The organism is Bradyrhizobium sp., from assembly GCF_049581145.1.
Taxonomy (GTDB): domain Bacteria; phylum Pseudomonadota; class Alphaproteobacteria; order Rhizobiales; family Xanthobacteraceae; genus Bradyrhizobium.
Map to the genome: position 1 here is coordinate 1 of NZ_JBAURI010000980.1, position 9,250 is coordinate 9,250.

Genomic DNA, 9,250 nt, shown 5'->3' on the forward strand with positions numbered 1-9,250 from the left:
TTTTGATCGTCGCGCCCTACGGCGTCTTCGCGTTGCTGATGCTGATGACCTCGGCAACCGTCAGCCTGTTCGCCGCGAGCGCGCTCTGCCTTGCGGTGATCGCGCTCGACGCGGCGCGCGGCCGCTCGCTGAAGATCCTGGGCGCCGGCTCGGCGATCGTGTTCACCGCGCTCGGCATCTACCTCGACTTCGTCAATCCCGGTTTGAGCAAATCGGCCGTGAAGTTCCTGGTCGACAGCGGGATCTTCGCGATATCGCTCGGTTCGATGCTGGCCCGCCGCCCCTTCACGCTGCAATATGCCCGTGAGATGGTCCCACCCGAGACGGCGGCGCTGCCGGGCTTTTCGCGCGTCAACACTATCATCGCCGCCGCATGGACGCTTGCGGCCTTGTTGATGATGATCGCCAATGGGGCCATGTTGTATGTGCCGGGCCTGCCGATCTGGCTAAGCCTCCTGGTCGCCGTCGCCGCGCGCAACAGCGCGATCTATTTCACCAAATGGTATCCCCAATATCTCCGGGCCAAAAGCCAGGCGCTGCCGCATAATGCGGCGGTGCCCAAAACGCCATGACTTTTGACACGCAACGATTTGACACAAGAACTGACGCAGCGGACAAGTCACTTGGACCGAAAACCACCCCGGGGAGGCGACGATGAGGGACGTGTTTGTCAAGCTCGGCACCGACTTCTTCTCCACCCTGGTCTTCCTCGGGGTTTACCTCGCCAGCGGCAGCATCGTGCTGGCGACGGCGGTGGCGATCGCCGGCGCGATGGGCCAGATCATCTTTGCCCGCATCAGGCGACGCGAGCTCAACTTCATGACCTATGCCAGCCTTTTGCTGGTGATCGTGCTGGGCGGCGCCACCATTCTGACCCAGGACCCCCGCTTCGTGCTGGCAAAACCCTCGATCGCGCATTTTGCGATCGGCGCGATCATGCTCAAGCGCGGCTGGATGCTGCGTTATGTGCCCGCAATCGTCGTCGAGACGATTCCGGACTATGTCACTTTCGCGGGCTACGCCTGGGCCGCGCTGATGTTCGCGCTCGGCGCCGGGACCATCGCGGTGGCGATGACCGGCGATCTCAAGCTATGGACGTTCTATGTAACGTTCGTCGCGGTGGGCGCCAAGATCGCGGCCTTCGCGGTCCAGTATATCGCGTTTCGGGTCCTCGTCACCAGCCGGATCCGGGCTGCCCGCGCCTGATCGCCGCGCCCCCGGTTCCATGAGCGATGTTCTTGCGCGAGAAGATGCGCTATACCGCCGCCCGCGACGACCGGGAGCCGAGCGCCGTTTCGGCTTTTTGCACAAAAGAGCTTGGCACTAAAAGGCTTTAGGAGATTTGAGATGGCCGTGGACGGAAACTGGAACATCACCATGAGCACGCCCATGGGCGATCGGAACGCGACGCTGAGCCTGAAGAGCGCGGGCGCCACGCTGACGGGGACGCAAGCCGCCGAAGGCAATTCGGCCGAAATTTTCGACGGCACCGTCAATGGCGACAGCGTCGCCTGGAAGGTCTCGATCACCAACCCGATGCCGCTGACCCTGGAGTTCACCGGGAAGGTCGCGGGCGATGCCATTTCCGGCGACATGGGCATCGGGATGATGGGCAGCTTTCCCTTCACCGGGAAGCGGGCCTGATCGATAAGGCCAGCGGGAGCTGCATATTCGGGCGTCATCACCGGGCTTGGACCCCCGTGATCCCACACCTTGCCTCCTGCGAGGGGCCCAAAACGCGGGTCGCCTGGATAGGCGGCCGGAAGCGGCTCCGTCCGTCAGACAGCCCGGCCCTGACGGGCCGTAGCGAAAGCAGACCTATCCAAGATTCAATTCCTTGAAGAAGTCATTGCCCTTGTCATCGACGATAATGAAGGCCGGGAAGTCCACCACCTCGATACGCCAGATCGCTTCCATGCCGAGTTCGGGATACTCCACCACCTCGACCTTCTTGATGCAGTGCTCGGCGAGATTGGCCGCCGCGCCACCGATCGAGCCGAGATAGAAGCCGCCGTACGTCTTGCAGGCCTCGCGCACCGCGGGGGCGCGGTTGCCTTTCGCCACCATCACCATCGAGCCGCCGGCGGCCTGGAACTGGTCGACGAAGGAGTCCATCCGTCCCGCTGTGGTCGGGCCGAACGCGCCGGAGGCGTAGCCGTCCGGCGTCTTGGCCGGACCCGCATAATAGATCGGATGGTTCTTGAAATAGTCCGGCAGCGGCTCGCCCCGCTCCAGCCGCTCGCGCAACTTGGCATGCGCGGAATCGCGTGCCACGATCATGGTGCCGGTCAGCGACAACCGGGTCTTGGTCGGATGCTTCGACAGCGCCGCCAGGATCTCTTTCATCGGCCGGTTGAGATCGATCTTGACGACCTCGCCGCCGAGCGCCTGCTCCACGGCGGGCAGATATTGCGCGGGGTTATGCTCGAGCTCCTCGAGATAGACGCCGTCCTTGGTGATCTTGCCGAGCACCTGGCGGTCCGCCGAACAGGAGACGCCGAGCCCGATCGGCAGCGAGGCGCCGTGACGCGGCAGGCGGATCACGCGCACGTCGTGGCAGAAGTACTTGCCGCCGAACTGCGCGCCGACCCCGAGCGACTGCGTCATCTTCTGGATTTCCTGCTCCATCTCCAGGTCGCGGAACGCGTTGCCGTCGGCCGAGCCGTGGGTCGGCAGCGCGTCGAGATAGCGCGCGGAAGCCAATTTGACGGTCTTCATGCAGAGCTCCGCCGAGGTGCCGCCGATCACGATCGCCAGATGATAGGGTGGACACGCCGCGGTGCCGAGGGTGAGCACCTTCTCCTTCAGGAACGCCAGCAGGCGATCCTTGGTCAAGACGGACGGCGTGGCCTGGAACAGAAAGCTCTTGTTGGCGCTGCCGCCGCCCTTGGCCATGAACATGAACTTGTAGGCATCATCGCCTTCGGCATAGATCTCGCACTGCGCCGGCATGTTGTTGGCGGTGTTTTTCTCCTCATACATCGACAGCGGCGCGACCTGCGAATAGCGCAGATTGCGGCGCAGATAGGCGTCGCGCGCGCCTTCGCTGAGAGCCGCCTCGTCGTCGCCATCGCTGATGACGTTAAAGCCCTTCTTGCCCATGATGATGGCGGTGCCGGTATCCTGGCACATCGGCAGGATGCCACCGGCGGCGATATTGGCGTTCTTCAGGAAGTCCAGCGCCACGAACTTGTCGTTCGGGCTGGCCTCCGCATCGTCGAGGATCGCGCGCAGCTGCTTCAGGTGCCCCGGGCGGAGATAGTGGTTGATCTCGCCGAACGCCGCCTCCGACAACAGCCGCAGCGCCTCGCGCGACACCACCAGCATGTCCTTGCCCAAGACCTTCTCGATCCGCACGCCGTCGGACGCGAGCTTCTTGTAGGGCGCGGTGTCCGGCCCGAGTGGAAACAGCGGCGTGTGCTTGTAGGGCGGAACGGGCTTTGACTGGTCGGGAAAGGCGGTGGGAGCGTTCATGGGGTAACTCGCGGGTTGATGGCCGAAGCGCCTGCCTCGGCGTCGGGCGGAGCTTGAACCGTTCTAAGCACTTTTTAGATAAAGGGAAGGTTTTGGCGGTCTCGGATCATGATCTGCCACCTCCGGATTGGCTGTGGTCTGCGGCTGCAATGGCCAGACCGACTTCAATGATTGCGCGCCAGCAGGCCGGGTTTCGCTGGCCCACAAGGGGAAGCGCGAATAAAGGCGATCGGCCCGACGATACGTCGGCGCCGGCAACGCGGCCGTCATCATCGCGGCGGCGATCGTGGCTGGGCGCTTGCATGAATCCGCCGCGCGCGCTTCAATGACCGCGGGGGTGTGCATGCCAAAAAACCTGATCCTGCAATCGATCTTCGCCGCGCTCGTGCTGCTGACCGCGCTGGCCGCCTCGCCCGCGCGTGCCGACCGCTGTGACGATCTGGCGAACCAGCTCAAGGGGCAGATCGACGGCTTGCGGGTCGGACAGACTGCGGCGAATATCATCTACCTGGCGCATCCCAACGCGCACGAACTCACGCTCGGCTGCGCGGGCCGCAGTTTCTCCAATCAGCTGTTCGCCAAATCCGACCGCAAACCACCGAAAGCCTATCTGGATCTGGTGGCAAGCGCCGCCGCGATCATCTTCACGCTGCCGAGGGACGAAATGCTGAAAGGTGTGGCGCGCTGCGTCAAGCAGCCGGGGCTGCTGCGCGGCGACGACGTCACGAGCCGCTACCGCCGCCTCGATATGCGGTGCGTCAGGACCAAGACCGAATCCTCCATCACAATTTCGCGGAGCACCGACCAATAGCCAGGCGGCGGGACCTGAGTCCTGAGCGGTCTCATGGTAAACCAGACATTTACCGCTGGCTGATCCTGTCCCGGAGAGAGCGCCAGGTTCGTGTCGGGATGAGAGATTCCCGATAGGCGTTTCAGGCGCAGGCGCTGCTTCCGGCCTGCCCGCGATGTGTGCGGGGATCGATGATGTGGCAATAGCGCCTTCCGCCGATCTCCATGAAGCGCTCATCGTCGCCGCTCGTTGCGAGGGCTCCGTCGCCCAGTGCGATCTCCGCGACCACAGCCGATGGCTGCCGCGGATGGCGAATGCCAATGCGCCACGGCGCGCCGTCGCGCTGCCGACCGATCACGCGGATGTCGCCGCCGAGATCGACGAAGCCGAGGCGCGCGCTGCAATCGCGGGCGACCGATCAAGCTCCATGCCGCTGACGGCGAACGACAGCCGGCTCCCGGACAGGCTGACCTTGTCGAGCCCGATGCGCGGCAGCAACGCATCAATCTCGCGCTGCTCCGGCAACCGGGGGGCCGAGAAATCCCAGGCCCGGCGCAACGACCCCGAGGTGATATCGAACGCGCCGGCGCTGCTGCGGAAGCAGGCCTGCGCATAGGCGATCAGGCCTGCGGTCTCGCCATCGACATCGGTGCTGCCGCCTTCGGCCGCAACCAGATTGATCCGCGACAGTTCGCTGTCACCGCGGTAGCGCGAATAGCGCGCCTCGATCCGCCTGACCTCGACTTCGGCCGCCAGCGCGACGAGGCGCGAAGCCGGGGGATCGTCTGTCTCGACGTGGATCGCGCAGGCCGAGCCCATGGCTTGAAACCGGTGGATCACAGGCGACACGGCCCATCCCTTGCGAAACGGCGGCATCCGCCGCGCGACGACCGATCCTGAGGACAGAATCGATTGCCGAACGGAATGGGTCCTTATACGGGGTTTTCGGACCGGATTTGCAGCCGCCCCTTCACCACGTCCCGCGCCCGAGCCCCAATGGTTCGCATTTTATCGATCCGCTTCATGAAGCCTTGGTTGGCGCCCGGTCAGACTCGGCGATACCAAGTTCAGGAGGCGACCAATGTCCGTTTCTGCCGTGTCAACGTCACCGCCGCCGACGCCCGTTGCCGTCGTATCGAGCCCTCCCAGTCCGCCACAGAACAGCGCGACGACCAGCAGCGCCAGCAGCACGAGCAGTTCCAGCTCCGACGCCAGCACCTTCCAGCCGCCATCGCCGCCCCCGCTGCCGCCGGGACAGGGCACCCGGATCGATCAGTTGGCGTGAGCGCGATCCTTCCCGCGCTCGCGGCGGCAGCGCCGTAAACTCGCCGGAAAACCGCGCCAGCATCTCCGCTTTCGAGGGAGCGGAACCATGCTCACCAGCAGGACCTTTACCGGCGGCTGCCATTGCGGCCAGGTGCGCTTCGAATGCACCAGTGACCTTGCCATGGTCACCGCCTGCAACTGCTCGATCTGCACCAAGAAAGGGCTGCACTTCACCTTCCTGGCGCCGAAGAGTTTCCAGTTGCGCGCTGGCGAAGAGAATTTGCGCGAATATCTCTTCAACAAGCACGCGATCAGGCACCAGCTCTGCATCGACTGCGGCGTCGACGTGTTCGCGCGCGGCCACAAGCCCGACGGCACCGAGGTCGTTGCGCTCAATGTCAGCTGCATCGACGGCATCGAGCTCGCCCAGCTCGCGATGACGCCGGTCGACGGCAGGAACAGGTGACGCGTTGATTCCCGGGCGCGCGAAGCGCCGACCGGAATCTGGAGCTTGCGACGCAGGGTTCCGGCTCCGTGCTCCATACGCCCCCCGAAATGGCGGGCTTGGCTACGCGTCCAGCTCCTTGTAGTGCCGGAAGATGCCATCCTCGTTGAAAGGAACCCGGCGCTCGCTGGAAAGATAGGCCTTGATGTTCGGCCGCGACGCGACGCGGTCATGCAAATCGACCAGACCCGGAATCTTGCGCTCGAACGCCTTCATTCGCTTCGGGAAGGCATAGCGCAGACCGTCGACGATCTGGAATAGCGAGAGATCGACATAGGTGATCCTGCGACCGGTGATGGTGCTGCCGCCATTGTCCTGCAAGATCCCCTCGAAATAGCCGAGATACTTCGGCACCCGGTCGCTCCAGAACGCCTCGGTCCGCTTCCTGGCGGGCGCGCGCTGGTCCTCGTAGTACAGCGACGATCCGAGCGGGTGATGGGTGTCATGGATTTCCGCCACGAGATCGGTGATGGTCAGTTGCAGCTGATGCACCCACACTTTCCCGCCTTCGGTCTTCGGCGCCAGAGCGTGACGCGAGCCCAGATAGAGCAGGATGTTGGCGACCTGCCCGATCACCAGCTTTCCCGCCTTCAGAAACGGTGGCGCGAAGGGCGGCGTGGCGCCCTGCTTCATCGCCGCCATCATCGCGCCGCTGCCGCCGCCCTCACGCGCGACATCGCGATAGCTGGCGCCGGCCTCTTCCAGCGCGAGGCGGACATATTCGCCGCGACCCTGAATGCCCGGCCAGTAATAGAGCTCGTATTTCATGGCATCATCCCGTTCCTCTCCCGGCAGCGGCCGACAGCACAACAAGCCGATAAGACAATCGTTCGCGGCGATCGTCGAGGGGAAAGACCACGAAGGAAAGTCATCAACGAAAAGGCGCCACGGAGATACCCGTGACGCCCGTCATCGCGTTCCTGGCCGGCGCGCGGACGCCGATCAATTGGTCTGCTGCAGCGCCGAGAGCTCCCAGTTGCCGCCGCGCGGGCGCATGAAGGTCCAGACTTCGGTGACCTCGGTCGGCTGTTCGCCGCCCTCGACCAGTTGGCCGGTGGTGCGGTCGAACGTGCGGTCGATCAGCGAGTATCGCATCGCCACGCTGGCAAAGTCGGTATCGCCCTCGCGCCAGGCCTCCGCGAGGTCGCCCTGCAACAGTTTGGTGGCGGACACCTTGTTGATCCGGTTGCGGACGCGGTTCTGCTCGAGATCGCGGGTGAAATACTGCACCATCTCCGGCGTCGCCACCGCCCGCAACCGCGCCACATCCTCGTTCGACCAGGCATCCTGGAGCTCGACCAAGAGACGCTCGAAAGCCTCGTAGTCGGCAGGCAGGATCTGCAGCGGCGCGCTCGCTCCGAGCCCAAACCCCATGCCGCCGCCAAAGCCGGCCTGGGTCGCGCCCGGGCCGCCCATGCCTCCTTCGGCATAGGCCGGCTGCGACAGGGTGCGGCGCTGCCACCACGACATCGCCAGCCGCACCAGGAAGATGATCAAGCCGACCTGCAGAATCAGGCCGAGAATCGAGGAAAACCCGCCGATGCCGGAAAACATCCCGCCGCCGAACAACAGACCGAACAGACCGGCACCGAGGAAGCCTCCGGCCAGCCCCCGCAGCAGCCCGCCGCCGGGCCGGTTAAAGAAACCACCACCCATCCCGCCGTAGCTCGGACTGCCCGGCTGGGTGAAAGTGCGGTTGAAGGGTTGCGCTGTGCCCGGCGCGGTGGAGGTGGAAGGCGGCATCGAGAAGCTGCGGGACCCGCGGGAGCCCGAACTCAGCCCGCCGCCAATGCGAGCATCGGCTGAGGAGATCGCAAGCGTCGGCAGCGCAAGCGCCAGGACGACGGCGATCGCCTTCAGCAGCCCGCGCGCGTTGAAACCGAATGTCATATGTTTTTCCTAACCCCGGTTGGGGAACTGCCCCTAAAGTGGGCAGCGGCGGGAGAAAGGGAAGCCGCCACAGGGCCTGGCGGCTGCGGCCCTCCGTCGCGGGTCTGAAGCAATTGGGCGCGCCTGGTCGGCCGTGCGAGGCCGGCCCGGGGAGCCAATCCTGATGCTGAGGGGTCGCGAGGCCGCCGCCCAGCTATTGCAGCGTCATGGTTTCCTTCACCGCGGCCACCAGCTGGCTCAACGTGAACGGTTTTGGCAGGAAGGAGAATTGCTGATTTTCCGGCAGGCTCTTCTCGAAGGCATCTTCGGCATAGCCTGACACGAAGATGATCTTCAGCTCGGGATTGCGCTCGCGCATCGCCTTCAACAGCGTCGGACCGTCCATTTCCGGCATCACCACGTCGGAGACCACGAGATCGATGGCGCCCTCCTTCTCCTCCAGCGCTTCCATCGCCTCGATGCCGTTGGAGGCTTCGATCACGCTGTAACCGCGCGAGCGCAGGCCGCGGGCGTTCAGCGAGCGCAGGCCTTCCTCGTCCTCGACCAGCAGAATGGTGCCTTGCCCGGTCATGTCGGCGCGAGGTTTGGCTCCGGCAGGTGCCTCCCTGGCCGCGCCATTGGTCGCGGGCGCCTCGACCTCCTGTTCGACCACATGGCGCGGCAGGAAAATGTGGAACGAGGTGCCCTTGCCCTCTTCCGAATCGACATAGACGAAGCCACCGGTCTGCTTGATGATGCCGTAGACCGTCGACAGCCCGAGCCCGGTGCCCTTGCCGACTTCCTTGGTGGAGAAGAACGGCTCGAAAATCTTGTCGCGGATATCAGCGGGGATGCCGGTCCCGGTATCCTGGATATCGATCCGCACATAATCGGCCGCCGGCATGCCCTTGTGCGCGAGCTGGATCGAATCCAACGCGCTGACATTGGCGGTCCTCACCGTCAGCCTGCCGCCGTCCGGCATCGCGTCGCGGGCGTTGACCGCGAGATTGACGATGACCTGCTCGAATTGGGAAACGTCGACCTTGACCGGCCAGAGATCGCGGCCGTGCACGAAGTCGAGCTTGACCTTCTCGCCGATCAGCCGGCGCAGCAGCATGGTGAGGTCGGACAGCTCATCGCCGAGATCGAGCACCTGCGGCCGCAGCGTCTGGCGGCGCGAGAACGCGAGCAGCTGCCGCACCAGGGTGGCGGCGCGGGTAGCGTTCTGCTTGATCTGCATGATGTCCTGGAACGACGGATCGGTCGGCTTGAGCGCGCGTGAAGCGGAGATCGTGCGCTGGGTCACGGTCGGCGATTCGAATGCGGCTATCGCAGCGCGCCTGCAC

Annotated in this window: 13 protein-coding genes; 5 read left to right on the plus strand and 8 right to left on the minus strand. The window is 64.6% G+C overall.

The genetic code is table 11. The features are described 5' to 3' along the window. Nucleotides 1-2: 2 nt before the first annotated feature. The 3 genes from WCB02_RS31885 to WCB02_RS31895 all read left to right on the plus strand — a co-directional run bounded on the left by WCB02_RS31885 (nucleotide 3) and on the right by WCB02_RS31895 (nucleotide 1,644). The gene (locus WCB02_RS31885) at nucleotides 3-572 is read left to right on the plus strand and encodes a hypothetical protein (protein WP_423964480.1); all 570 of its coding nucleotides are present in this window, start codon (nucleotides 3-5) and stop codon (nucleotides 570-572) included. 82 nt (nucleotides 573-654) lie between these two features. After that, complete coding sequence (locus WCB02_RS31890; RefSeq protein ID WP_423964483.1) at nucleotides 655-1,206, plus strand: inner membrane-spanning protein YciB; 552 nt, start codon at nucleotides 655-657, stop codon at nucleotides 1,204-1,206. Nucleotides 1,207-1,347: 141 nt separating this feature from the next. Next, the gene (locus tag WCB02_RS31895) at nucleotides 1,348-1,644 is read left to right on the plus strand and encodes a hypothetical protein (RefSeq protein WP_423964485.1); all 297 of its coding nucleotides are present in this window, start codon (nucleotides 1,348-1,350) and stop codon (nucleotides 1,642-1,644) included. Nucleotides 1,645-1,818: 174 nt separating this feature from the next. On the opposite strand, the gene WCB02_RS31900 is transcribed toward WCB02_RS31895, so the two are convergent. Then, nucleotides 1,819-3,474 carry a fumarate hydratase gene (locus tag WCB02_RS31900; RefSeq protein ID WP_423964487.1) on the minus strand — a complete coding sequence of 552 codons (1,656 nt, stop codon included), beginning with the start codon at nucleotides 3,472-3,474 and terminating at the stop codon, nucleotides 1,819-1,821. 63 nt (nucleotides 3,475-3,537) lie between these two features. Then, nucleotides 3,538-3,819: a hypothetical protein gene (locus tag WCB02_RS31905; RefSeq protein WP_423964489.1), complete on the minus strand. Its 282-nt coding sequence runs from the start codon at nucleotides 3,817-3,819 to the stop codon at nucleotides 3,538-3,540. Between WCB02_RS31905 and WCB02_RS31910 the strand changes: the two genes are divergently transcribed. After that, entirely contained in the window at nucleotides 3,818-4,285 is a 468-nt protein-coding gene (locus WCB02_RS31910) for a hypothetical protein (RefSeq protein ID WP_423964492.1), read from the plus strand. The genes WCB02_RS31905 and WCB02_RS31910 overlap by 2 nt on opposite strands. Before the next feature lie 121 nt (nucleotides 4,286-4,406). Here the strand turns inward: WCB02_RS31910 and WCB02_RS31915 are convergent, their stop codons facing one another. The 3 genes from WCB02_RS31915 to WCB02_RS31925 all read right to left on the minus strand — a co-directional run bounded on the left by WCB02_RS31915 (nucleotide 4,407) and on the right by WCB02_RS31925 (nucleotide 5,482). Beyond that, the gene (locus WCB02_RS31915) at nucleotides 4,407-4,622 is read right to left on the minus strand and encodes an FAD:protein FMN transferase (protein ID WP_423964494.1); all 216 of its coding nucleotides are present in this window, start codon (nucleotides 4,620-4,622) and stop codon (nucleotides 4,407-4,409) included. Beyond that, complete coding sequence (locus tag WCB02_RS31920; RefSeq protein WP_423964496.1) at nucleotides 4,619-5,113, minus strand: FAD:protein FMN transferase; 495 nt, start codon at nucleotides 5,111-5,113, stop codon at nucleotides 4,619-4,621. Before WCB02_RS31920 ends, WCB02_RS31915 begins: the two co-directional genes overlap by 4 nt. Before the next feature lie 159 nt (nucleotides 5,114-5,272). Further along, complete coding sequence (locus WCB02_RS31925) at nucleotides 5,273-5,482, minus strand: hypothetical protein (RefSeq protein ID WP_423964498.1); 210 nt, start codon at nucleotides 5,480-5,482, stop codon at nucleotides 5,273-5,275. A gap of 154 nt (nucleotides 5,483-5,636) precedes the next feature. Here WCB02_RS31925 and WCB02_RS31930 point away from each other — a divergent pair, with 154 nt between their 5' ends. Next, nucleotides 5,637-5,996 (plus strand): GFA family protein, encoded by a 360-nt coding sequence (locus WCB02_RS31930; protein WP_423964500.1) that lies wholly within the window; start codon nucleotides 5,637-5,639, stop codon nucleotides 5,994-5,996. Nucleotides 5,997-6,098: 102 nt separating this feature from the next. Here WCB02_RS31930 and WCB02_RS31935 read toward each other — a convergent pair whose 3' ends face one another. The 3 genes from WCB02_RS31935 to WCB02_RS31945 form a co-directional block, all read right to left on the minus strand. Next, a complete protein-coding gene (locus WCB02_RS31935; protein ID WP_423964503.1) occupies nucleotides 6,099-6,803 on the minus strand; it encodes a glutathione S-transferase in 705 nt (234 codons plus the stop codon). Between the two features lie 174 nt (nucleotides 6,804-6,977). Beyond that, nucleotides 6,978-7,925 carry a Tim44 domain-containing protein gene (locus tag WCB02_RS31940; protein WP_423964506.1) on the minus strand — a complete coding sequence of 316 codons (948 nt, stop codon included), beginning with the start codon at nucleotides 7,923-7,925 and terminating at the stop codon, nucleotides 6,978-6,980. Nucleotides 7,926-8,118: 193 nt separating this feature from the next. Next, nucleotides 8,119-9,250: response regulator (locus WCB02_RS31945; protein ID WP_423964508.1), on the minus strand; the 1,132-nt coding region annotated here is incomplete at its 5' end.

Bases quoted from the DNA above. Each gene is read 5' to 3' on its own strand.
- WCB02_RS31940 (WP_423964506.1), bottom strand. From the start codon at position 7,925: ATGACATTCGGTTTCAACGCGCGCGGGCTGCTGAAGGCGATCGCCGTC.
- WCB02_RS31890 (WP_423964483.1), top strand. From the start codon at position 655: ATGAGGGACGTGTTTGTCAAGCTCGGCACCGACTTCTTCTCCACCCTG.
- WCB02_RS31930 (WP_423964500.1), top strand. From the start codon at position 5,637: ATGCTCACCAGCAGGACCTTTACCGGCGGCTGCCATTGCGGCCAGGTG.
- WCB02_RS31895 (WP_423964485.1), top strand. From the start codon at position 1,348: ATGGCCGTGGACGGAAACTGGAACATCACCATGAGCACGCCCATGGGC.
- WCB02_RS31910 (WP_423964492.1), top strand. From the start codon at position 3,818: ATGCCAAAAAACCTGATCCTGCAATCGATCTTCGCCGCGCTCGTGCTG.
- WCB02_RS31900 (WP_423964487.1), bottom strand. From the start codon at position 3,474: ATGAACGCTCCCACCGCCTTTCCCGACCAGTCAAAGCCCGTTCCGCCC.
- WCB02_RS31905 (WP_423964489.1), bottom strand. From the start codon at position 3,819: ATGCACACCCCCGCGGTCATTGAAGCGCGCGCGGCGGATTCATGCAAG.
- WCB02_RS31935 (WP_423964503.1), bottom strand. From the start codon at position 6,803: ATGAAATACGAGCTCTATTACTGGCCGGGCATTCAGGGTCGCGGCGAA.